We start from the raw sequence: 22,239 nt of genomic DNA on the forward strand, positions 1-22,239 counted from the left end.
CCTGGCTGCGTTGCCGAAACATCCACAGACGACCCACGGTGTTGAATGAGGAGCGCGAGGATGCTCCGGCGCCTTGCCAGGCCCGCCGCTTGGCCGATTCGCTGTGCCGTACCCGACAATTGCGGCAATCCGCCGCTGATAGTGCGTGACGTTAGACCCCAACATGGGATCAGACGCCCTCTAAGAGAACCTTCCGGATCGCTTATCCGTTTCAGCGAATCCGAGTTCTACAACCGTTCGCCTGCGGTTTTCCCTTTCCGTGATGGACCCTTTGGGTAGTTTTGCCCGCCGCTTTACGGACAACCGCCGCGATCCGGTGTCCAATGCGTACGGGTTGCAGACCGTTCGGGCCGGCTACAGCTCGTCGTGATCCGAGGGCAGGCGCTCGGCTCGGACATGCATGTCTGCATCCTGCGACAAACCCGGAAAAACCCACAGCGGCCGAACCGGCCGCACCGGGAAACTGCGCGAGGAGAACAATCCCATGCTGAACCACAGCGGCTCGGGAAACACCCGGGCCGGACGCATCACGCCGCGGTCGCGCCGGTCCGTGGCCGGACTCTGCACCATAGCCCTGATCGCCTTCGGCGCCTCGCTGTCGGCGAGCGCCGCTTCCGCACACGTCGTCGCCGATGGCGCCGGCAACGCCACCGGCACCAACACCACCTCCGCCGTGTCGAGCGGCACCGTCCACTACGTGCACACGCACGGCCGCACCGTCCGGGTCGAGACCCACGGGCGCTTCGGCGTCGTGGTGCCGCACGGCGCGCGCGGCCACGCCCGGCCCCTGGACAGCGGCGGCCTGATCTACAACGGCGGCCCCGTCGAGCACAACCCCACCGTCTACCTGGTCTTCTGGGGCTCCCAGTGGGACAGCGACGGCAACGGCGTGCAGCAGTACCTCCAGGGCTTCTTCGGCGGCCTGGGCGGCTCCGGCGACGACTGGTCGACGATCATGACGCAGTACACCGACAGCAGCGGAGCGGGCCCGTCCTTCAACGGCTCCGTACTCGGTGGCACCTGGGTCGACGACTCCTCCGCCGCGCCGGACAGCGCCTCGCAGTCCGACATCGCGGCCGAGGCCGAGGTCGGCGCCCAGCACTTCGGCGTCTCGGGACCGGACGCGGACGTGTTCGTGGTCAGCCCGAGCGGCACCAGTCCGGACGGCTTCCCGAACTCCGGCTTCTGCGCCTGGCACGATTGGAACGGCACGACGGCGTACACGAACATGCCGTACGTCCTGGACGCCGGCTCCGGCTGTGGTGCGGACTCGGTGCAGAACCAGCTCGACGGCTTCAGCATCGTCGGCGGGCACGAATACGCCGAGGCGGTCACCGACCCCGAGCCGGCCAGCGGCTGGGTGGCCTCTGACGGTGAGGAGAACGGCGACCTGTGCGCCTGGCAGGGGTTGACCGCGCTGAACCTGTCCACCGGCAGCTACGCGATCCAGCCGACCTGGAGCAACAACGCCGGCGGCTGCGCCACCTCCGGCTGAAGTCCACCGAACCACAAGTGGTTGATGGTCGTGTGCACTGTTGCACCGGCGGGCCGGACCTAGCGCGTCCAGCCCGTCCGACCGCCTGCCTGGCACAAGCCCCTCCCGGCTTGTGCCAGGCAGTTTCGCGTTCGCTGACGGCGTACGGCCGCACCCTTCTGTAACTGCGTAATCATGTAATCATCGTTGTATGGCTACTTCACAGGAAACGACCGAGACACTGCGTGGCTGGTTCACCGGCCGGCTGCCGGAAGGATTGTTCGACGGGCCGCCCGAGGTGACCGTCGACCGCGAGGAGATCACCGTGATCGGCCGCATCCCCGAGCCGGAAACGGCCGAGGGCGCTTCGGCGGCGGAGAAGGCGGCCGCGGTCACCGGGCGGATCAAGGAGTTCCGCGAGCGGACCCGGTCCGCGCGGATGCGGGTCGCCCGGGAGGCGGAGCACGAATTCCGGCGCAAGGTGTCCTGGTGGGTGCGCTGCGGCGAGACCACCCAGCCGTTCACCACGCTGTCCGTGCCGGTGATGACCCGGCTCAAGCAGACCGACCGGCAACTGCTCGACACACTCGTGGACGCGGGCGTGGCGCGCAGCCGCAGCGACGCGCTGGCCTGGTGCGTGCGGCAGGTCGGTCAGCGCGCCGAGAGCTGGCTGACCGACCTGCGCGACGCGATGCGCGCGGTGGAAGACGTGCGCGACGCCGGACCGAACCTCGACTGATCGCGGTCAGGGCTGGAGGGCGCCGGTCGTCGGCACCGGCGGCGTGGCCGGCGGCGCTTTCGGCTGGAACGCGCCGAGTTCGAGCGCTGCCGCGATCCAGGCCCCGCCGAAGGCCCAGACCGAAAGGCTTTCGCATATGTAGAGCGGTGTCAGGGTCCAGTGATCGCCCCAGTGCACCGCGCCGGCGATCACCGCGACCGCGAGGAAGGCCAGGATGAGGATCCCGGCGGTCAGGTAGGCGTGATTGACCCTGCGTCGCTCCTCGACGGCTGGATCGCGGAACGACCAGATGCAGAACATCGCCAGCGCCGTGAGCAGAATGCCGGCGAAGCTCAGGTGCGCGAGACCGATCGCGGTCTGATACGGGGTCGGGACCTTCGGCGCCGTCGGGCACAGTGCGACCGCGATCGCGAAGATCCCGGCGACGGTGCTCCACTTGTCGTCGCGCGCGTTGAAGCGGTATCCGACCAGGAATACGCCGAGCGCGCACAGGCCGCCGACGAAGATGTTGCGGGTGCTGGTGTAGTACGAGCTGCTCATCGAGCTCGGCAGGATCTCGGTCTCATGGCCGAACTGTACGAAGATCCAATTTCCGAACGGCAGCACGAGCGGCAGCAGCAGCCCGATCGCGCCGATGCCGAAACGCAGCCGCTGTACGGTTTTGACGTCTTGATCCGGTGTCATGGCGGCCCCCCTTGATGGCAGCCCGGACGAAACTCCCTTCTGTGATGGTCCCCTAACCCAGTGTTAACAAACCGTGATCGTGCCTGATCACGGCCTTATCGCCCGTTCGGAGTAATGGCGCGCGATGCCTAGAGCTTGCGCCCGAGCCCGCCGTAGATCCCGATCCACGGCGGCTCGGTCGAGCCCGGCGCCGGTCGCCAGGCTGAGACCGAGACCAGGCCCGGGTCGAGCAGTTCGAAGCCCTCGAAGAAGCTGAGCACCTGCTGGTAGGTGCGCAGGTTGAGCGCGGCGGTGGCGTGCCGGTAGACATCCATCAGTTCGGCGAGCGGTTCGAAGCTCTCCATGGTCGCCCGGTCCCTGGTCCCATGGCTGATCACCAGGTAGCTGCCGGCTGGAAGCGCGTCGCGCAGCCGGCCGACCACCGCGGCCGGGTCCTCCTGGTCGTTGAGGAAATGCAGGAGTGCGAGCATCAGCACGCCGACCGGCTGGGAGAAGTCGATCAGGCCGTCTTCGTCCACGCGCGTGAGGATCTCGTCGAGCTGCCGCACATCACCCGGGATGAAGGCGGTGTGCCCGACGCTCGTGAGCCGCGCCTGCGCGTGTACGGCCACGATCGGGTCGTTGTCGACGTAGACGACGCGCGTGGTCGGTTCGACGGACTGCGCGACCTCGTGCGTGTTGGGGGAGGTGGGGATACCGGTGCCGATGTCGAGGATCTGCCGGATGCCGTGCTCGGTGACCAGCGTGTGCACCGCTCGGTGCAGAAAGGCGCGGTTGGCGCGCGCGCCGTCGACGATTGACGGCAGGGCGCTGATGATGCGCTCCGCGGCGTCCCGGTCCACCTCGTAGTTGTCCCGGCCGCCGAGGTAGTAGTCGTACATCCGCGCCGGGTGGGCGACGCTGGTGTCGATCTGATCGGCCGTCAGGCCCCGCTCGGACATGACGGTCCTCCGTTCACTTATTCGCTCTGCTGTGGACCCTGATGCTAGCGCTGCCGCGTTCCCCAAGGCGGGGAACGCGGCAGGGCTATGCCAAATCGGGGTCAACCGCGGGCAACGGGATTACGGATAGTTAGTCACGTTCACCGGAGTGGTGTTGGACGGGGTGGCACCTCCAGTTCCGTTGATGACGTGTTCGATCACGCCGACGCCGCCGAGCGAGACGGTGAGCAGGTCGTGGAACTGCACGCCGGAGGTCGTGGGCGCCTCGAAGGCGTGATCGTTGACCACCGAGTTGTTGACGTTGAAGTAGCAGTAGCTGCCCATTCCGTACGCCTGATGGCTGGTCACGTTCGGCGCGACCTCATAGGCCGGGTAACCGTTGGTGGAGCCGTTCATCCAGGCGGCCTGGTTCGGCGGATCGTACGGGTTCTCGTTCTGGAAGAAGATCGTCTCGCCGCCGTTGCCGTTCCACTGCACCTCGTACTTCTGGTAGTGCTCGATGAACAGGCCGGTCGCCAGGACGTTGCCGCCGTTGACGATCAGACCGGTGTCCGCCGTGTTCGTGCCCCAGCCGACCGTGCCGCCGTTGCCGTGGTCGGCCCGCCAGGCCCAGATGTCGTTGATCAGGGTGTTGTTGTTGTTCACCACGAGGCTGTCGGTGGCCTTGCCCGCGATGTCGCCGCCGATCCGGAAGAACACGTCCTGGATCGAATCGGGGTTGGCCCCATGATTCGCCGACGCGCCCTGTGGACCCATGGTCAGCAACGCCTGCGAGTTGGTGGTGCCGGCGTCCAGCAGCAGACCACTGATACGTACGCCGTCGACGTCAGCCACCTGCATCGTGTTCACGCCGTTGACCGGGATCAGCGTCGGGAAGCCGATGCCGAGGACCACGGTGTTCGGGTTGGTGACGTTGAGCGTCTGGTCGATGTTGTACACGCCCGGCGTGAAGAAGAGGTCGCAGCCCTGAGCGAGCGCCGCGTTGATCTGCGCCGCGGTGTTCGACGGGGTCGCCACGAAGAACTGGCTCATCGGCACCGAGGTACCCGGGGTCGAGCCGCTGTTCCAGCTCGGACCGGAGGCGTTGGTACGCAGCGAGGGCAGGAACACGTGGTAGTTGCCGACCGAGTCGACGTACAGGTACGGCACGTCGCGGGAGACCGGCGTGGTGGCCAGCGTGGTCATCGGCGGGCTCGGGAAGCTCTGCGCTGGAGCGCCGTTCACGCCGGAGAACACCATGTTCCACACCGAGCCGCTCCAGCTGCCCAGATTGCTGTCCTGGGTGTACCACTGCTGCTGCGACACGCTGGAGGCCTGGCCGGAGATCTTGCTGTCGGCGACGTAGCCGCCGCTGGCGTAGCCGTAGCTGGCCGGGTACATTTCGAGGCCGCCGTGCACGTCGACGCGGCGGAAGGGGCCGGCCTGCGCCACCGCCCAGCGGTCGCTGCCGGACGAGGGGTTGATGGCCAGATTCTCCGCCGAGCGCCAGAAGTTCTGCGTGGCGTTGCCGGTGCCGTCGAAGGCGTCCACGGTGACGTCGCCGTTGATGGTCACGTCATCAGGGTTCTGGCCGAGGCCCTGGATCGAGGTGTAGTAGCCGATGTTCGCTTCGGCGCTGTAGGTACCCGGCTTGAACAGCAGGGCATAGCGCTGGGTCCCGAACTGGTTGAGCTTCTGGGTGTTGAACACCGAGTCGAGCGTGGACTGGATGCTGGCCGAGGACATGCTGGGGTCGAAGATGTCCACGTTCGGGCCGAAGTTCGGAGTGTTGGACTGGCCGGTGCATCCGGGCGGCGGGCCGCCGGTGCTGCTCGCCGAAGGGGAGGGTGACGGGCTTCCGGTGCCACCGCCGATGAAAACGCCGAACTCCCACAGCGAGTAGCCGTACGGAGTCGCGCGGGTGGTGCCGTACATGCGGATGTATCGGCCCGAGCCGGTCACGTTGAGGGTTTGGGTGCCGCCGGTTCCGGTGGTGGTGGAGTAGATCGAGGTCCAGCTGCTCGCGTCGTTCGAGGTCTGGATCTGGAACCCGGTCGCATACGCGGCTTCCCAGTTCAGCGTGACCTGGCAGATGGATTGCACGCTGCCGAGGTCGACTTGCAGCCATTGCGGGTCGCTGAATGCCGAGGACCAGCGGGTGCCGGTGTTGCCGTCGGTGGCGTTCGAGGCCGGGAAGGCGGCACTCTCCAACGACGAGGCTGTGGTCGGCTTGCTCAGCGCCGCATTGGTCGTGCCGCAACCGCCGCCTGCGCCGAGCGTGCCGTAGACCTGGAACTCCCATAGTGAGTAGCCGTATGGGGTGGCGCGGGTGGTGCCGTACATGCGGATGTATCGGCCGGTGCCGGTGATGTTGAGGGTTTGGGTGCCGCCGGTTCCGGTGGTGGTGGAGTAGATCGAGGTCCAGGTGTTCGCGTCGTTCGAGGTCTGGATCTGGAACCCGGTCGCGTACGCGGCCTCCCACTGGAGGACCACCTGGCTGATCGAGGCGCTCTGACCGAGGTCGACTTGCAGCCATTGCGGGTCGCTGAATGCCGAGGACCAGCGGGTGCCGGTGTTGCCGTCGGTGGCGTTCGAGGCCGGATAGGCGGCGCTCTCCAGCGACGACGCGGTGGTCGGCTGGCCCTGAGACAGCAGGGTCGGCGCGGCATGCGCCGCAGTGGTGGACGCGACCAGCGCGTACACGGTCAGGCTCAGGGCGGCGACCACAGCGGCGGCGGCCCTTGCCCAGCGCGGTAGAGGTCTCCGAGGCGTTAACGCAGCGGAGGAGCGTGCCTTCATTGGCGTCTCCAGCTTTACCGGGAGTGTGGGTGTTCGGAAGGCGGATGGTTGGAGAGCGCTCTCCGAGAGGGATGGTCGCGCCGGGGTTTCCCGCGTGTCAAGGGTCTCGCACAGTTCCGGAACAGAACGGGTCCGCCGGCGGCCCCGGGCGAGGCCGCCGGCGGACGCCGGTGTGTCAGTATTCGGGTTTGTCAGCGGTTGATTCAACGGCCTGTCAGGCCGGCGTTCCGCCTACGAGACGAGGCGCACGGTCCAGAAGTCCGAGGCGAGGCCGGGCTCGGTCAGATACGCGTACGGCAGCGTGAAGTAGCCGCCCTTACCCCACTCCGGTCCCCACGAGTTGCGCACCAGGAACCGCTTGGTGTCGTCGTCGTACCCGACCGCGAGCACCGCGTGCCCGCCGAGGGCCTGCTCGCCCGCGCTGGGCATCGGCGCGTCGCCACTCTGCGCCACCGCCTGGCTTTCGAAGCTCTCATAGACCGTGAACCCGAACACGAACGGGAAGCCCTCGGCCAGGCAACCCTTGAGCTGCTCAATGGTTCGCAGCACCCGGCGGTACGAGAGCGCCTTGGTCTTGAGCGCGTCCTCGTAGCAGTTCTGCGACGGCCGCTGACCGGCGCGGGCCTGCGGCGGCCATGCCCCGCCATCCGTCGCCGGCGGCGTGTCGTCGTAAGGCCACTCGGTCTCCGGGCACACCCCGAGCGAGGCGATCGACTTGATGCCGTCGCGGATCTGCGCCCCGGAGTCGTACTCCACGTGCCCCTCGGTCGCCCGCTCGTTGTAGTAGATGAACAGCCGCGACGGCACGAAGTCCGCCAACTGCTGGCGCAACAGCTCGAACTCGACCGCGGCGGCGATCGAGTTCGCGGTGCAGCTGCCGATCTTGCCCTGGTCGTAGACCGCGGGCAGCTGCGGGCGCAGATCGACCCGCGGCGGCGGATTGACCAGGCCGAGATGCGGCGCCGAATAGACGTGGTCGCGCGCGTCCGGCAGGTCCGGCACCCAGCCGTAGCGGGAAACGGTTCGTCCCATGAATGGCTCCCCCCATTCGGAAAGGCGGCGCGCCCTGGTGCGCCGGGCCCCACTGCTCGGCCGGTCCACCGCGGGGGATCTCCCCACCCCCGCGCGGGCCCCGAACGCCGCCTGATTCCGAGAGTAACCCCGCAGTGGCGCTACGTACAGGCGTTTCGTCCGATTCGCATCAGAGGGTGCGCTTTTGGATCTTCATCTCGAATCTCTCGTCCTCGACCGGCCAGCTGTCGCTGATGCGCAGGCTCTCGACCTCGGTGAGGGAGAAGGTGGGCACACCGCGCACTCGCTCGGCACGGACGTGATGGAAGTCGGCGCCGTCCACATCCGTGAGCGAGAACGCCGGGCGGGTGTCCTGCTGCTCGAAAGCCATCGTGACGTCGTCGAAGGCGATGTTCGAGACGTGCCTGATGTAGAACCCGTATGCTGGCAGCGTGCCGAACATGTAGTTCTCCGGGTACGCGTCGGCCAGTTCCGGAACCGGGCTCACCGCGGCCGCCGGGGTCAAGCCGCCGACCATGATGTGACGCAGCCCACTGATACGCACGTCCTCGATCGGGTGGTCCGGAATGCCGGCGATCGTGGACGGGTAACGCGGATCGGCGTCGATGACGGTCACGTCGCTGATGCTCACTCGCCGCAGCCTGCCGATCGCCAGGCCGGCCGGACCGCGCATGCGCGCGCCGAGCCGTATGAAGATCGGGGTCTGCACGCCGCGCATGGTCAGGTTGCTGATCGTCACGTCCTGGAGCAGCGCGCCGTCCACGGTCTCCAGCGCGAGGCCGCGGCAATGCTCGAAGATGATGTTGGAGATCGCGATGTTCTGGAATCCGCCGTTGGACTCGGTGCCGAACTTGAGCCGGCCGGTGCGCCCGTACGGCCCGGTCTTGAACGTGCCGTCCACGTAGGTGCCCAGGTCATAGCCGCTGACCATGCAGTTGTCGATGTACACGTTCTCGGTGGCGCGCGCCTGGTTCAGCGCGTACGAGCTCTTGAGCACGATCGCGTCGTCGTTCGGCGAATTGACCACGGTGTTGGAGATCCGCACGTTCTTGCAGCAGTCGATGTCGATGCCGTCCCGGTTGGTGTCGATGACCAGCCCGTCGATGCGGAAGTTGTCCACGCCGGTCGGCAGGATGCAGAAGTGGCCGCCGTTGACGATCGTGACGTCGTAGATCCCGACGTTGCGGCACAGTTTGAGCGCGATCGCCTTGTTGCCCTGTAGCGGGGCGGACTCCTTGCTGCCGCCACTGACCAGGCCCTGGCCGTCGATCGTGCCGGGGCCGTGGATGGTGACGTTCTGCAGGTTTTCGCCCCAGACCAGGCTGTTGTGCCAGTGGCTGTGTCCATAGTCCTGATACGGATTGCCCGCGCCGGGCTCGGCGGGATCGTAGCCCTGCGTCGCGGTGGGCTTGGCCGCCAGGATCCGTGAGCCGTTGGCGAGATAGAGCGCGACGTTGCTGGCCAAGCGGATCGAATAGCTGGCGTAGGTTCCGGCCGGGAAGTAGACGGTACCGCCCGCGCCGTTGTCGCGGGCCGCGGCGGCCGCGATCGCTTGATTGATCGCGTCGCTGTCGATAGTGGTCCCGTCTCCGGTCGCGCCGAAGGCGGTCACGTCGAAGACATCGCTTAAGCCGGGCGCTGGAGCCGGGGCGGTGGCCGCGCGGGCACCCCCCGCTCCGGCTAGAGGCAGGGCCGCTCCGGTCGCGCCCGCCGCGCCGAACGCGACGAGCCGGCGACGGCTGACCGGGATGGACATGAAGTCTCCCTTCGGTGGTCTGCGCGGTGCTGATCGGTACCGCTTAATGCGCAGACCACTTAAAGTGAGATCGGATCTGTTGTCCACGAAAACGTCGCCGCCGGGACAGGTGGATCATTGAACTGACTCGCATTTCCGCAGGCCACTACTGCGATCTACGGCAAAAGCCTAAGCCTGCGCGCACGATCGTTTACATCGGATGTTTCATTGGCGACGTATGGCCGCAGCGGTCGAGATGGACCAAGCCACAGCCACAACGACCAGCGCGCTCGGCAGCGCGGCGAGCGGATAGTGCGGCGCGGCGCCGTTCGCCGTCGTCAGGGCACGAATGCCCATCGCGGCAGGGGAGAAGCGCGCGACCAGTAAGCCGAGCGCGAGCAGGCCGGCGAGCAATACGCCCCATCCGGCGGCCGGGACCAACGGCGGAGCGGAGAGCGCGCCGGCTGCGGTGCCGAGCAGCACGCAGACCAGTTCCGTGCTCAGTCCGGTCAGCAGGGTCGCGCTGCCGCCGGGCAGTGCACCGGTCGCGCCCGCGACGATGGCGCCGACCAGTGCGCACAGCAGTCCATAGCCGGTCGCGGCACTGAGCGCGGCGAGGCGGGCACGAACCGGGCCGGTCACGGTGGCGGTGATCGCGGCGGCCTCGGCGGGTTCGGTGGTCAGCATCGCGCGGGTGAGCCAGGCGCTGACCGGGAGAAGAAACGCCGCACTGTAGGCGAACGCGTCGGCCGCGCTGTCGCCGGCCGCCGAGTCGATCGCCAGCGCGATCGCGTAGAACAGCACTGGCGGCAGCCAGCGTTGCGAGCGGGCCAGCAGGACGACGTAGTAGCGCGCGACGGCGGCGTCACGAGTCGTCACGGCTGCCTCCTGGACTGCTGCGGCACCGAGGCGCGCGCGATAGCAGACTGCTGATGCTCGGCTCGGCCCCGTTCGCCGCGGCCCTGCTCTTCGCGGCCCCGCTCGCTCTGCTTGGGTACGGACTGCTGCTGCCCCTGTCCTGGCTTCGCGCCCTGCTGTTGCTTGCCGGCTTGCTGCTGCTTACCCGCTTCGATCGCGCGGCCGTCCACCGTGCGCACCGACAACACGTGAATACCGCGGTGCAGCGAAAGGATCTCGTGCAGCAACTGGTCCGAGCCGTCCGGCTCGACCTCGATGCGCATCACCTCGTCGGCGAGCATCCGGCCGCGTCCGGGTCCGGGCCACGGATCCGGTGCGTTCTCCAGGTCGATGAGCACCAGCGGCATTTCGAAATCGACCGCAGAAGCCTGATGTAGTAGCCCGTCGCGCAATACATACGCCGCTGTCGCGTCGTCGGCCAACCGCTCCGGGTCGTGATCGACGAACACCACTCGGCCGCCGCGCCGCGTCGTCTCGCGGGCCACCTCGTCGAGCGTCTGCTGCCCGAAGGCGTCCAGGCTGGTCCACGCCTCATCCAGGATCAGCAGCTCCGGCTCCGCGAGCAGCGCCTGAATGATCGCGACCTTCTGGGCGGTGCCCCGGGACAGGTCGCCGATCCGGTGCTTGCGATAGCTGAGCGCCTCGAAGCGCTCCAGCCAGCTCAGCGCCCGCTCCTCGGCCTCCTCGCCGGACAAGCCGTTGATGCGGCCGAAGTGCCGCAGGTAGTCGTGCGCCTTGAACGGCAGCGGCGGCAACTGGCCCGGCACGTACGCGACGTTCTGCGGGCGCCCGGTGATGGCGCCGCGGCCAGGCCGGTGTGCCCCGGCGATGATCCGCATGAGCGTGGATTTACCGGAGCCGTTGTATCCGCCGATGCGCACCAAATCGCCCGGCTGCAGGTCGAGGTCGACTCGGCCCAGCACCCAGGGTGCTCGCCATCCGTAGCGGTATCCAACAGCGCTCAGCCGCATGCGCACACCCTAGCCCCAACCCGGGCGAGTTCGTACAGGCCATTAGACAACCGTGACCATCCGAATAGACGCGCCTGGAATAACAGTGTTCTGTTAAGGCTGGCTTAGGACTTGATCACAGCGGCGCGCCGTGGAGTCAGCCCGCGGTGATCTCCTGCGCGACCACATCGCCGCAGGAGTAACGGATCCACGGGCGCTGCTTGTGCTCGGACACGCCGCGGTCGCGCTGCTTGCCCTCGCCGCACACCGGGCACTTCCAGCCCTCGTCCTCGCGGTCGAAGCCGTGCCAGGCGCGCTCGAAGTCGGGTCCGTCCACCTCGTGGACGAGCACCGGCGGGTCGCTGGCCGTGAACGGATCGTACATGTCGGTTCCTTTCTCAGAAGTCTTATACGGAGTCCATGAGCGGCCCGGCGCCGTTTCCCAGGTCAGGCTCCGCGCCCGGCCCCGCTTCCTGCGGCTCGTAGCCAGTGGGCCGTGAACGCAGAAAGCGCACGGCTTCAGTCAGGCCCCACACGTACCCACCCGCGCCGATGACCCCGACCACGATCGAGTCCCACGGCGCCCGGATCCAGTCGCTCCCGCCGAAGCTGCCGACCCAGGACATCAGCAGGATCGCGCACACGTAAAGCACCAGCCACGCACCCGCGCGCACGTCAACGCGCACCTGCCCCGGCGTGTGCCGGTTGCTGCGCGTGTTCCAGACATACACCGCGATCGCGACGGCCAGCAGCGGCAGCGCGATCCGCAGATTGGTCCACTTCGCCCAGTAGAGGATCAGCGTCGCCAAGACGAAGCCGATCGGCGCGAGCGCCGAGGTCCCGCGGAACCACGCGTTCTCCCGGGCTGGCTCGACCACCCGGAACGCCGCCTGGCAGACCATGGTGATCGAGTACACGAACAAGCCCAGCTCGCTGGTCGCCGCGATGATGGAGTGCCAGCTGGGCAGCAGCAACAGGAAAATCGCGCCGAGCACGAAGTTCAGCAGCAGCGCCCGGCGCGGCACCCCCGAGCCGCGGTGCACGTGCGCGAACCAGCGCGGGATGGATTCGTTCTTCCCCATCGCCCGCGCCTCGCGGCTGATCGCGGCGGTGAAGACCAGCGCGGAGCCCGAGGGCGAGACGATCGCGTCGCCGTACAGCACCCAGGACAGCCAGCCGAGGTTGAGTACCACCGCGAGCTGCGCGAACGGCGAGGTGAAGTCGATGCCGCCCCAGCCGTGCGCCAGATGCGAACCGGGAATCGCGGCGATGAACGCGATCTGCAGGCCGATGTAGAGCAGCATCGCGAGCAGCAATCCGATGATGATGGCGCGTGGCACGTCGCGTTTGGCGTTGCGCGCCTCGCCGGAGAGATCGAGCGGGGCTTGGAAACCCGTATAGGCGTAAATCACACCCGCGGTCGAGATCGCGGAAAGCGCCGTCGAATAGCCGTAAGGCGCGAAGCCGCCGTGCTTGGTGAAGTTCCCGCCGTGCCACGAGGTCGCCAGCAGCACGACCATGGTCAGCATCGGGACCAGCCATTTGATCACCGAGAGCGCGCCGTTCACCCGGCCGAGCAGCAGGATCCCGTACCAGTTGACCATCATGAACACGGCCATCAGCGCGAGCGCGACGAGGATGCCCGCCCACGTCAGCCGCTTGTTCGAGTACAGGCCGGAGACGTGCTGCGAGGCGTACTGGATCACGACCGCCGACTCGCTCGGCGGGTTCGTGCAGTACGCGATCCAGATGCCCCAGCCGACGATGGTGGCCGCGAGCCGGCCGTTGGTGTGCAGTGGCCAGCGCACCAGCGCGCCGGACTCGGGGTGCGTCGAGCCGAGGTCGGCCATGACTACCGCGATCACCAGGAAGGCGACGCCGCCGATGCCCCAGGTGAGCACGGCTGCGGGGCCGGCGGCCTGGGAGGCGTAGAGGGCTCCGACCAGCCAGCCGGAACCGATGACGCCGCTGAATCCGGCCGCGGTCAGGTGCCACAGGCCGAGATGCCGCTTAAGCAGGTGGTCCGGGGCGTGTGTGGGCTCGAGGACGTCTTGGGCCATGCGCCTCGAAATACCACATCGCGGCGAAATCAATCGCTCAGGCGGCGGATCTGCACGAATCCGCCCTGCCGCGTCTGGGCGTCGAGAACCGGGAGTTCGCGCTCGCGAGTTTAAGGAGTGTCTTGCACGTGTAGTGGAGTGCAGTGCAGAAAGCATTGCGCGTCTATCTCAACGACCACCTCGTGGGCGCTGCGGCTAACGTGCAATTGGCGCTGCGTACCGCGGGCTCACAACGCGGTACACCGCTCGGCCGCGAGTTGGACGCGATCGCCGCGCAGATAAGCGCCGATTACGCGGCGTTGGTCGAGATCATGCGCTCGGTCGGCGTGACGCCGCGCCGCACCTTCGCCTGGCTCGGCCGAGTAGGTGAACGGCTCGGGCGGCTCAAGCTCAATGGCCGGCTGGTACGCGGCTCTGAGCTGAGCACCCTCGTCGAACTCGAGGCGTTGCGGCTCGGTGTGCTCGGCAAACTCCAGGGCTGGCGCTCGCTATCCGTCGTGGCGGAACGCGATCCACGCTTGGACCGGGAGCGGCTGCGCGCGCTGGAAGCCGCCGCGCTGCGTCAGGCCGAGGTGTTGACCGGCATGTGCGTTGCCGCTGCCGTGTTGCTTGGCCCGGCCTGACGTCGCGTCAACTGCTTGCGTTACCCGCTCTGCTGCGCGGTGAGCATTTGGAGTGTCGCCGCGGAGGCGTACAAATCGACCGGGCCCGGGTCAGCGGTGCGGATCTGCACGTGCGTATCGGCGGCTGACGGCACCAGACCCTGCACGGTCAGGGTCTGCGGGGTGCCGGAGAGCTGGACAGTCGCGCTGGTCAGATCCTGCTGGCCGTTCCAGAAGTCGACGTAGACCACTCCAGTGCCCTGGAGAGTATTGACGAACGCCGCGGCTTCACGGTGTTGGAACCGGCGCCGGGCCAGGGGTCGCCGTGACCGACGCCGGGGCGCTGGAACCGACGGCGTTGTCCGCGGTGATCTGGAACGTGTACGCAGTACCATTCGTCAGGCCACTGACTACCGTGTACAAGCCGTTCCCGCTGGTCGCCCACACATAATCGTGCCCTGTGACGTGCACGGGCGCGATGCCGGGAGCGGTGATCGTATAGCCGATGATCGGGGTCGCTCCGGTGGCGGCCGGCGGCGTGAAGTGGATGCTGACTGTGCCATCGCCGGGATCGGCGCTGACGGAGGTCGGCGTTCCGGGCACGGCCGTCGTCGTCGCTGTTGGCGTTATCGCGGCGCTGGGCAGCGAAGCGGCACTTTCGCCGATCCGGTTGTGCGCGGTGACCGTGAACGTGTACGCCGTACCGTTTGTCAGACCGCTGATGGTGGTGTACCCGGTCTTGGCAAGGTCCGCCGGCGAGATGGTCGCGCTTGCTCCGCCGGGGTAGGCCGTGACCGTGTAGGACGTGACGGGACTCCCGTTGTCCACGAAGGTCGGGTTCCAGCCGACATACGCCGTGCCGTCCGCTGCGAACGCCGCTACCTGCCCCGGAGCCTCGGGGACGCTCGCCCCGAAACGGTCGGCCAGGATCCAGCGGTAGCGCGGTTCGAGCCCCGCGTTACGCACGATCGACACAGGAGCCTGCGAAACGCTCGCGATCACGTGGTTGCCTGAGACGACCGCGTTGCCGTCCACGGAATCGTGGTCGCCCTGCCACCAGTAATTGCCGCTGACCAGAAGGGGGTCGGGGCCGCTGGCGCCGGGGCGGTAATCGGCGTGCCTGGCGCCCCAGTCGTTGGACACGTTGCCGGTCAGCACATTGCCGCTGGCTGTCCAGAACGTGCAGCCGTTGTCGCAGTACATCGCGTGGCCGTTGTCCAGCGTGTTGGTGATCACATTGCCGGTCAGGTGCTCGCCGGTGTCCATTGAACTGCCGGTGATGCCCTGCGTGTAGATGCCGCCGCCATCCGCGAGAAATTGCATCGCGTCGTTGATGTAGTTGTCTGAGACGGTGTTGTTGTTGGAGTAGTTCGGCGTCGCCTGCACCTTGATCTTGTCCGGCCAGCCGCCCCAGCCGAGCGAGATCGCGGTGTACGCGGTGTGGTCGAGCTGGTTGTGGCTGATCAGCGTGTGCTCGGCATACCCGACGTCGATCGCCACACCGCCGTGGTACTCCACTGGCAGGCTGTAGAGGTGGTTGTCGAGCACCTGCACGCCGGAGGTGTGGTCGGCCTGCGTCGTGGGCTCGGGCATGTCCACGCCGCCGATCTCCAGCCCGTTGCCCGAGATATCGGTGAACACGGACCCTTCGACGGTGTCGTTCTGCGAGCCGTCGCCGAGGTCGAGGCCGGCGGCGCCCAGGTGCACGAACGCGTCGTCCTCGAACCGGATGTCGCTGTCATAGCCGAAGCTGACGTTGCCCGGTTCCTTGGTCCAGGCGCCGTAAGGGCAGGTGCCGCCGGCGATGAACTGGCACAGACCCTCCTGGTCGTAACCGTGCGGACCGGTGAGGGTGTAGTTGGCTTGGATCTCGTTGAAGCCCTCGCCTGTGCTCGGCGTCAGCCAGGTCGCGTAGGAGAACTGGATGCCGGAGAAGGTTACGTCGTGCACCGGGGCCGTCGCAGTGCCCTGACCGGTCACGAGCTGCTGCAGCACCGGCGCCTCGACGTCGGCCCACCGCAGATTCTCGCCCGCGCGCGGGATGTAGTAGATCGTGTTCGCACTCTGATCCAGATACCACTCGCCCGGCTGGTCCAGCAGCTCATAGGCGTTGTCGACGTAGGCGGGGATCGAGCCGTTGCCCAAGTTGCCGTTGTGCACGAGGTTGTAGCTGCGGCCGGAGCCGTCGGTGCGCTGGGGGCGCAGGGTCGAGTTGTCCCAGCAAGGCTGCGCCATCGTGATCGTGGTGCCGGAGATCGATCCGACCGGACAGCGCGGCTCGGTCCATGCGCCCTCGCCGCCCGTCTTCAGCGACCAGTACGGCGCACCGCCGCTGTATACGAACTCGATGTCGCTCGGGTTGCGCCAGCCGGCCATCACATCCGAGTCGGCGGTGTAACCGGTGCTGGTCTTCTTCAGCCGCACCGGTAGCGGCCCGCTCGCTCGATCGGCGCGCACGCCGTCGACGTACAGCTGACGCGTCTGCAGCCCGGCCGGAGCGGGCGCGGACCAGATGTTCTTCGCAGGGTCGGACTGGTGCCAACCGGTGATCTGCTCGGCACCGCTGAGCACTGGCTTGGCCCCGGGCAGCGCCGCCCACACGACGCTGTGCCCGTTGGTGCCGGAGTCGCGCGCGTCCAATTGCAGCGGCGCGGACAGCCGATAGGTGCCGCTGAACAACTCAACCCTGATATCCGAGCTCATGTCCTGGGCAAGGGAGCGCACTCGGGCCTGGGCGCCGGTGATCGAGCAGGGGTGCCATAAAGCGCAGGACGAGCCGGACCCGTCGGGCGAAGCGAACAGGATCGTCGGGAACGGCGCCGACGCGGTCGAGGCGTGCGCGACAGGGGACAGATATGCCGGAGCCGCGGCCAGCAGCGCGGCGGCGGCGAGAATCATGGGGCGGCATCTGCGGATTCGGGGTGGTCGCACGTTGATCAGTCGAATGGCGGTCATGTGTTTCCTCCATGGCGCCCGCGCCGGGGCAGTGCAGCGCGGGAGCCAGCACGACATACATCGGATGTGTGGCGCCGGTAGGGACCGTATGTGCCGCTGACGGCATTGTCAATCTCCCTAACAAAGTGAATTCATAGGATCTATACCGTTCGGCGATTCGCCGAGCTCGTAGGCTTGCGGTCGACCGGGCGCTCGTTACCGTGGTCGGGTGAGCAAGAACCGGAATACGCTCGTCGGGCATTAGGGAGCGAATATGCGAGCACGGCAACGCGCGGCGCTGGTGATCCTGGCTGCCGCGCCTATCGCGCTGGGACCAACCGCCGCCTGGGCGCACTCCGGCTCGGGCCTGGTCCAGGCATCCGCGGGAGATCCGACGGCCTCGTGCACCGCCGGAGCGGAGAGCGGAACCAACGCCCCGAACACGGAAGTGGAACCGTACGTCGCGGTCAACGGCTGGAACCCGCATCAGGCGATCGGGGTCTTCCAGCAGGATCGGTGGACCAACGGCGGCGCGCACGCCGGCGGCGTGGTGTGGACGCGCGACGGCGTGCACTTCTCGGAGGGGCTGCTGCCCTTCGGCACCTGCGGCGCGCCCGGCGGCACGAACTACGAGCGCGTCTCAGACCTCTGGGTGAGCTTCGGACCGGACGGCACCGCGTACTCCAGCGGCCTCGAGTTCGACGTCGCCGACGCGCGCAACGGAGTCGGCGCGGCCACCTCCTTCGACGGCGGCCGCACCTGGAAGTTCGCGCAGCCGATCATCTCCGACAACGACCCGGCGATCGGCGACGACAAGAACTCGGTCACCGCCGACCCACATCGGCCAGGCACCGCCTACCAGGTCTGGGACCGGCTGGACCAGCCGCTCGACGCCAACGGCAACGCGATCTCGTTCGACAGCCCCGCCTACCTCTCAGTCACCCACGACTACGGCCGCACCTGGTCCAAGCCGCGCGTCATCGTGAACACCTCGCTCATCCCCAACACGCAGACGATCGGCAACATCATCGTCGCGGACAACCGCACCGACCGCCTGTACAACTTCTTCGATCAGATCACGTACACGGACCCGAACAACACCGGCGTGGTCGACGCGCATTACGCCTTCGTCAGCTCGTCAGACGGCGGCCGCACCTGGTCCGCGCCGACGAAGATCACGCCCGACACCTCGATCGGCGACGTGGACCCGAACGCCCCCAACGACCCGACGAAGGCCCTGCGCACCGGCTCCGGCCTGGAGAACGTGGCGATCGACCCGGTGACCGGCGAGCTCTACGTGGCCTTCGAGGGCACGACCTTCACCGGCGGCGCGACCTCCCAAGTTGAGTTGGTGCACTCGACCGATCACGGCCGCACCTGGTCGGCGCCCGTCCGGATCAGCCACGGACCGCAGGCTCCGTCCTACACGCCGTCGATCGCGGTGGATCCGACCGGAACCGTGAGCATCACGTATTACGACGTGCGCGACCTGAAGCCCGGCAACACCACCACGCTGCCCACCTCCACCTGGCTGTACTCCTTCCCGCGCGGCCACCAGCAGGACGCGGTCGAGCGCCGGATCGCGCCGGACTTCGACTGGCTGCTCGCACCCGACGCGGGCGGGCACTTCCTCGGCGACTACGAGGGCCTGGCCGCCTCCGGATTCGACGCCGTGCGCCCGTTCTTCTCCGCGACGCTGCACGCGCCGCAAACCAACGAGTTCAGCGGCGTGTTCGAGACGCCATCGGGTGACCCGTTCGCCCTCGGACAGCTGAACTCCAGCCCGGCGGCACCGCGCGCTACGGCGCCGGCGAACTCCGCGGCCCGGATCGCCGCGCATATCGCCGAGCGCAAGACGGCGCACTGACGTCATCTTTATGTCGGGCGCGGTGCACTAGCCGGAGAGGACCACCGATCCGGGGAAGGCTTCCGTGCCCGACTACGACGAACACGAACCAGACGGCGAGGCGACCGGCGCCATCGATCCTTTCGACGCCTTCCGGGCGCGCCGGGAGCAGGAGCGCGCGCAGCAGGAGCCGTTTACCCCGCTGGCCCCGCCGCCGTACGAGCAGTACACACAGGTCGTTCCGCCAATGCCGTTCGACGAGTCGGCTACGCGCACTCCGCGTCGCCCGCTGCGGTCGGCCGTCGTGTTCGGCGGCGCCGCACTACTGGCCGTCGGGATCGGCGCGGGCGTGTGGGCGGTCACGAACTCGTCCGGCGGCGCGCCAGCGGCAGCGTCGGCCGGTACGCCGTCGGCGAGCGCCCACGCCTCGCCCGGCTCGAAGGCCGCGAAGGCTGGCAAGGCGGGCAAGGCCGTCAACGCGCGGATCACCGTGACATCCGTCGGCTCCGACTCCTTCACCGGGACGACCGCGCACGGCGAAACAGTGGTCGTACACATCGCCACCACAACGCGCTTCGGCACCGCCGCGCGCCCGTTCACGCGTGCCCAACTCGTTCCGGGAGCGAAGGTCGTGGCGCGACTGCGTAAGGACCCTGACGGGACCGTGACCGCGGCCGTGATCGCGTCCGAACTCGCGAAACCGAGCGACCAGCCGACCGCCATCGCTTCGCCTGCTGGCACCTAGGCCGCAGTCGAGGCGTTGTCGAGATGCTTTCAGCACAGTGGTGATGTGGGTAATGCCTGGCCGCCGGTGCAAACCGTGCTTGAGGTCACCGGACTCGCAGACGCCCCGGCGCTGCAACGAGCCGTTGACACCGTGTGCCGGGCGCATCCCCACCTGCTGTGCGGCTTCGAGCGAAACCCATGTGGCGGTGCGGTATCCATCGAGCGACGCGGGACCGTGCCGCGGTTGCGTGCCGTGGACTTGCGAGCTTACCCGCGTGACCAACGGGAAGCCGCGGCACTGCGGCTTGAAGAACACGAACGCTACGAGGAATTCTCTCTCGCCACGCCGCCGCTTATCAGACTCCTGCTTATCCTAACCGGGGACCGCGAGCGGCGCCTGGTCGTAACGAGCCATCGCCTCCTGCTGGACGACTGGTCCCACGCGGCGCTGATCCGCGCCGTGCTCGCCGCGTTCTGCACCGGATCTGGCACCCGTGTCGCGGACCGCAGCGGCGCTGCTCGGCCGTGCTCGCTTGCGGGCCGGAGCCATGAGGTCGTGAGTGCCGCGATCCGCGGTCCGGATCTGCGCTCGGAGACTTACACCGACTGCGAGTTTGATCTGGCCGCCGCGTCCGGCGCGCAGAGCCCTGTCCGGCTCAGCCGTGCGGTGCCGGCCGAGGTGATCAGGCGCATTCACGGATGTGCGGTCGAACAGGGCTTCGACCCGCAGAGCGTCGTCCACGGAGCGTGGGCGTTCGCCTTGGCCGGATTGACCGGGCGTTCGCAGGTCGCGTTCACGACAGCGGTGGCTGACTCTCGAACCGGCTCGGCGGGCGATCCAGGCCCGATCGACGTTGCACGCGCGTTCCTGCCCCTGACGGTCCCTGTCAGAGCCGCGCGATCGTCGATCGACTTAGTGCGCGCGGTATCACGGCACAGCGCAGACCTTGCGGCGCAGCTGTCCGGCGGCGCGATTGATCAGCTTGAGTACTCCGCTGATCAGTTTGAGTACTCTGCGCCGCGTGTGCCGTTCGAGAACGTCGCCGATACCGTCGCAGTGCTCGAACCAGAGCCGATAGGACCGATCACGCCGCGGCTCGGCATCCGCATCAACACGCTGAGTACGAGCGAAGCGAAGCCCTTCCCGCTGAGCTTCTCGGTCGTGCCCGGCCCGGCGTGGATCGCCCGGCTCGATTATCAAGCCGCCGTTCTGCCGCCTCGCGTCGCAGAATCCGTACTCACCGGCGCGATGGCCTTCCTGGAAATGACCGCGTATGCGCCGCATCGACCCTTGGAGCGGATCGACGGCTGGTCGGCCGCGCAGGGCCGATCGGTGCGCGCCGCGTAGCGCGAGCAGGCGACCACGAAGGAGAGTCAGTCCTGGCCGGCGCTGTGTTGAGCGGCCCGCGCGGCGGCGATGCCTTCGGGCTCGAGATGTAGCGCGTGCATCGTGATCTCGATCGGGATCCGTCCTACTGCCATGGCCGAGCCGGCGGCGACGAGACCCTGCGTCACCCAGCGCCACACGAAGCTTTTCACTGATTGAGGTACTCCGATGGAAGTCATGCGCACACGGTGCGGTACGGCACTTGAGCCGCAGTCAGATCCGGCTGCACAAGCGGCGGGTAATCGACGTAGCCGGCCGCGCCGCCGAAATAGAAGCTCATCGGGTCGGGGTCGTTGTAGGGACCGCCGGCCGCGATACGCGCCGGAAGATCGGGATTGGCGAGAAACAGGGTGCCGAGACAGGCCGCGTCCGCGACGCCGGAGGCCAGCGCCTGACACGCCTGCTCGACGGTGGCCGGCCCGGCCTGTGGACCGCCCGGGTGCGGATTGATGATCAGCGGCCCGCCCCACAGCTCGCGCAGCCGCCAGGTGAGGGGCCGGTCACCGACCTCCCGCACGTGCAGGTAAGCCAGATCCGGCGGCAGCGCGCGGACCAGTTCCGGATACACAGCGTCATCGTCCCCTGGTTCGATGCCGAACGCGTTGTTCCAGGGCGCGATCCGGACGCCGACGCGCTGTGCTCCGAGCGTGCCGATCACCGCTTCGAGCGACTCGAGCGCGAAGCGGATCCGATTCGCCATGCTGCCGCCGTACCGATCAGAACGCTGATTCGCGGCCGCGTTGAGGAACTGATTGACCAGGTAGCCGTTGCCCGCGTGCAACTCGACGCCGTCGAAGCCCGCACGCATCGCGACTTTCGCCGCGTACGCGAACGAGCCGATGACTGCTCGAATCTCGTGGCCGGTCAACGCGCGCGGAGTCGGACAGGGCACCATGCCTTGTGTGGTGAAGGTGTGCGCACTTGCGGGAATCGCAGAGGGCGCCACCGGCGCGCACTGGCCCGGTTGCAGATCCTCGTGGCTCACACGTCCGGCGTGTACGAGTTGCGCGAATATACGTCCGCCGCGGGCGTGCACGGTGTCGGTGACCTGTTGCCACGATGCGATCTGAGCTTCGGTGTGCAGGCCGGGTGTGTTGATCGCGCTCTTGCCTTGCGCGGATATATAAGCGCTCTCACTGATGATGAGACCCGCGCTGGCGCGTTGCCCGTAGTACTCAGCCATCATTGCGTTCGCGGTACCGTCCGCGTTGGCGCGGCTGCGCGTGAGCGGAGCCATGACCAGCCGGTTCGCCAACTCGAGGTCGCCGATCGTGACACCGTCGAACAGCACGCTCGTGTCAACGGTCGCAGTGGGTTGGGTCAAGGCCATCACAGCGCCGCCTTCGTCTTGAGCGGCTCCCACCAGGCGCGGTTGTCGCGGTACCACTGCACGGTGCGGGCCAGGCCGTCTTCGAAGGTGACCTGCGGGCTGT

19 protein-coding genes and 2 pseudogenes are annotated in these 22,239 nt (G+C 67.7%); 7 read left to right on the forward strand and 14 right to left on the reverse strand.

The window, feature by feature from the left end:
• Positions 1 to 484 precede the first annotated feature (484 nt).
• A complete protein-coding gene (locus VN779_RS18105) occupies positions 485 to 1,495 on the forward strand; it encodes a hypothetical protein (protein ID WP_325724846.1) in 1,011 nt (336 codons plus the stop codon).
• 190 nt (positions 1,496 to 1,685) lie between these two features.
• On the forward strand, positions 1,686 to 2,213 hold the full coding sequence (locus VN779_RS18110; protein ID WP_325724848.1) for a hypothetical protein: 528 nt from the start codon (positions 1,686 to 1,688) through the stop codon (positions 2,211 to 2,213).
• A gap of 6 nt (positions 2,214 to 2,219) precedes the next feature.
• Here the strand turns inward: VN779_RS18110 and VN779_RS18115 are convergent, their stop codons facing one another.
• From VN779_RS18115 to VN779_RS18155, 9 genes are all read right to left on the reverse strand, one after another.
• Positions 2,220 to 2,897, reverse strand: coding sequence for a DUF998 domain-containing protein (locus VN779_RS18115; RefSeq protein ID WP_325724850.1), 678 nt, complete (start codon positions 2,895 to 2,897; stop codon positions 2,220 to 2,222).
• Positions 2,898 to 3,025: 128 nt separating this feature from the next.
• A complete protein-coding gene (locus tag VN779_RS18120; protein ID WP_325724854.1) occupies positions 3,026 to 3,838 on the reverse strand; it encodes an SAM-dependent methyltransferase in 813 nt (270 codons plus the stop codon).
• Positions 3,839 to 3,958: 120 nt separating this feature from the next.
• On the reverse strand, positions 3,959 to 6,616 hold the full coding sequence (locus VN779_RS18125; RefSeq protein ID WP_414639706.1) for a discoidin domain-containing protein: 2,658 nt from the start codon (positions 6,614 to 6,616) through the stop codon (positions 3,959 to 3,961).
• Between the two features lie 231 nt (positions 6,617 to 6,847).
• Positions 6,848 to 7,648, reverse strand: coding sequence for a C1 family peptidase (locus tag VN779_RS18130; RefSeq protein WP_325724858.1), 801 nt, complete (start codon positions 7,646 to 7,648; stop codon positions 6,848 to 6,850).
• 169 nt (positions 7,649 to 7,817) lie between these two features.
• Complete coding sequence (locus VN779_RS18135) at positions 7,818 to 9,404, reverse strand: rhamnogalacturonidase (RefSeq protein WP_325724860.1); 1,587 nt, start codon at positions 9,402 to 9,404, stop codon at positions 7,818 to 7,820.
• Between the two features lie 204 nt (positions 9,405 to 9,608).
• Positions 9,609 to 10,262, reverse strand: coding sequence for a hypothetical protein (locus VN779_RS18140; protein ID WP_325724862.1), 654 nt, complete (start codon positions 10,260 to 10,262; stop codon positions 9,609 to 9,611).
• Positions 10,259 to 11,272 (reverse strand): ABC transporter ATP-binding protein, encoded by a 1,014-nt coding sequence (locus VN779_RS18145; protein WP_325724864.1) that lies wholly within the window; start codon positions 11,270 to 11,272, stop codon positions 10,259 to 10,261. The genes VN779_RS18140 and VN779_RS18145 overlap by 4 nt, the downstream gene beginning before the upstream one ends.
• A 136-nt stretch (positions 11,273 to 11,408) precedes the next feature.
• Positions 11,409 to 11,636 (reverse strand): hypothetical protein, encoded by a 228-nt coding sequence (locus tag VN779_RS18150; RefSeq protein ID WP_325724866.1) that lies wholly within the window; start codon positions 11,634 to 11,636, stop codon positions 11,409 to 11,411.
• A 22-nt stretch (positions 11,637 to 11,658) separates the two neighbouring features.
• Positions 11,659 to 13,311 carry an APC family permease gene (locus VN779_RS18155; protein WP_325724870.1) on the reverse strand — a complete coding sequence of 551 codons (1,653 nt, stop codon included), beginning with the start codon at positions 13,309 to 13,311 and terminating at the stop codon, positions 11,659 to 11,661.
• A gap of 143 nt (positions 13,312 to 13,454) precedes the next feature.
• On the opposite strand from VN779_RS18155, the gene VN779_RS18160 reads away from it, so the two are divergent.
• Positions 13,455 to 13,934, forward strand: a complete 480-nt coding sequence (locus VN779_RS18160; protein ID WP_325724872.1) for a hypothetical protein — start codon at positions 13,455 to 13,457, stop codon at positions 13,932 to 13,934.
• 20 nt (positions 13,935 to 13,954) lie between these two features.
• On the opposite strand, the gene VN779_RS18165 is transcribed toward VN779_RS18160, so the two are convergent.
• Both VN779_RS18165 and VN779_RS18170 read right to left on the reverse strand, forming a co-directional pair.
• On the reverse strand, positions 13,955 to 14,164 hold the full coding sequence (locus VN779_RS18165) for a hypothetical protein (protein WP_325724874.1): 210 nt from the start codon (positions 14,162 to 14,164) through the stop codon (positions 13,955 to 13,957).
• A gap of 37 nt (positions 14,165 to 14,201) precedes the next feature.
• Positions 14,202 to 16,868, reverse strand: coding sequence for a fibronectin type III domain-containing protein (locus VN779_RS18170; protein ID WP_325724875.1), 2,667 nt, complete (start codon positions 16,866 to 16,868; stop codon positions 14,202 to 14,204).
• Positions 16,869 to 17,121: 253 nt separating this feature from the next.
• Between VN779_RS18170 and VN779_RS18175 the strand changes: the two genes are divergently transcribed.
• The 4 genes and pseudogenes from VN779_RS18175 to VN779_RS18185 all read left to right on the forward strand — a co-directional run bounded on the left by VN779_RS18175 (position 17,122) and on the right by VN779_RS18185 (position 20,767).
• Positions 17,122 to 18,714 carry a sialidase family protein gene (locus tag VN779_RS18175; protein ID WP_325724877.1) on the forward strand — a complete coding sequence of 531 codons (1,593 nt, stop codon included), beginning with the start codon at positions 17,122 to 17,124 and terminating at the stop codon, positions 18,712 to 18,714.
• Between the two features lie 64 nt (positions 18,715 to 18,778).
• Positions 18,779 to 19,438, forward strand: coding sequence for a hypothetical protein (locus VN779_RS18180; protein ID WP_325724879.1), 660 nt, complete (start codon positions 18,779 to 18,781; stop codon positions 19,436 to 19,438).
• A 75-nt stretch (positions 19,439 to 19,513) separates the two neighbouring features.
• Positions 19,514 to 19,885 (forward strand): annotated as a pseudogene (locus VN779_RS26680) (hypothetical protein); the annotation flags it as partial.
• Positions 19,886 to 19,975: 90 nt separating this feature from the next.
• On the forward strand, positions 19,976 to 20,767 hold the full coding sequence (locus tag VN779_RS18185) for a hypothetical protein (protein ID WP_325724881.1): 792 nt from the start codon (positions 19,976 to 19,978) through the stop codon (positions 20,765 to 20,767).
• A gap of 26 nt (positions 20,768 to 20,793) precedes the next feature.
• Here the strand turns inward: VN779_RS18185 and VN779_RS18190 are convergent, their stop codons facing one another.
• The 3 genes and pseudogenes from VN779_RS18190 to VN779_RS26510 form a co-directional block, all read right to left on the reverse strand.
• Entirely contained in the window at positions 20,794 to 20,985 is a 192-nt protein-coding gene (locus VN779_RS18190; RefSeq protein ID WP_325724882.1) for a hypothetical protein, read from the reverse strand.
• Entirely contained in the window at positions 20,982 to 22,136 is a 1,155-nt protein-coding gene (locus VN779_RS18195; RefSeq protein ID WP_325724884.1) for an alkene reductase, read from the reverse strand. Before VN779_RS18195 ends, VN779_RS18190 begins: the two co-directional genes overlap by 4 nt.
• Positions 22,136 to 22,239 (reverse strand): annotated as a pseudogene (locus VN779_RS26510) (dTDP-glucose 4,6-dehydratase); the annotation flags it as partial. The pseudogene VN779_RS26510 and the gene VN779_RS18195, both read right to left, overlap by 1 nt.

The organism is Actinocrinis sp., from assembly GCF_035605935.1.
Lineage (GTDB): Bacteria > Actinomycetota > Actinomycetes > Streptomycetales > Catenulisporaceae > Actinocrinis.

Bases quoted from the DNA above. Each gene is read 5' to 3' on its own strand.
- VN779_RS18175 (WP_325724877.1), top strand. From the start codon at position 17,122: ATGCGAGCACGGCAACGCGCGGCGCTGGTGATCCTGGCTGCCGCGCCT.
- VN779_RS18110 (WP_325724848.1), top strand. From the start codon at position 1,686: ATGGCTACTTCACAGGAAACGACCGAGACACTGCGTGGCTGGTTCACC.
- VN779_RS18190 (WP_325724882.1), bottom strand. From the start codon at position 20,985: ATGACTTCCATCGGAGTACCTCAATCAGTGAAAAGCTTCGTGTGGCGC.
- VN779_RS18170 (WP_325724875.1), bottom strand. From the start codon at position 16,868: ATGACCGCCATTCGACTGATCAACGTGCGACCACCCCGAATCCGCAGA.
- VN779_RS18130 (WP_325724858.1), bottom strand. From the start codon at position 7,648: ATGGGACGAACCGTTTCCCGCTACGGCTGGGTGCCGGACCTGCCGGAC.
- VN779_RS18135 (WP_325724860.1), bottom strand. From the start codon at position 9,404: ATGTCCATCCCGGTCAGCCGTCGCCGGCTCGTCGCGTTCGGCGCGGCG.
- VN779_RS18155 (WP_325724870.1), bottom strand. From the start codon at position 13,311: ATGGCCCAAGACGTCCTCGAGCCCACACACGCCCCGGACCACCTGCTT.
- VN779_RS18125 (WP_414639706.1), bottom strand. From the start codon at position 6,616: ATGAAGGCACGCTCCTCCGCTGCGTTAACGCCTCGGAGACCTCTACCG.
- VN779_RS18145 (WP_325724864.1), bottom strand. From the start codon at position 11,272: ATGCGGCTGAGCGCTGTTGGATACCGCTACGGATGGCGAGCACCCTGG.
- VN779_RS18195 (WP_325724884.1), bottom strand. From the start codon at position 22,136: ATGGCCTTGACCCAACCCACTGCGACCGTTGACACGAGCGTGCTGTTC.
- VN779_RS18120 (WP_325724854.1), bottom strand. From the start codon at position 3,838: ATGTCCGAGCGGGGCCTGACGGCCGATCAGATCGACACCAGCGTCGCC.
- VN779_RS18115 (WP_325724850.1), bottom strand. From the start codon at position 2,897: ATGACACCGGATCAAGACGTCAAAACCGTACAGCGGCTGCGTTTCGGC.
- VN779_RS18150 (WP_325724866.1), bottom strand. From the start codon at position 11,636: ATGTACGATCCGTTCACGGCCAGCGACCCGCCGGTGCTCGTCCACGAG.
- VN779_RS18105 (WP_325724846.1), top strand. From the start codon at position 485: ATGCTGAACCACAGCGGCTCGGGAAACACCCGGGCCGGACGCATCACG.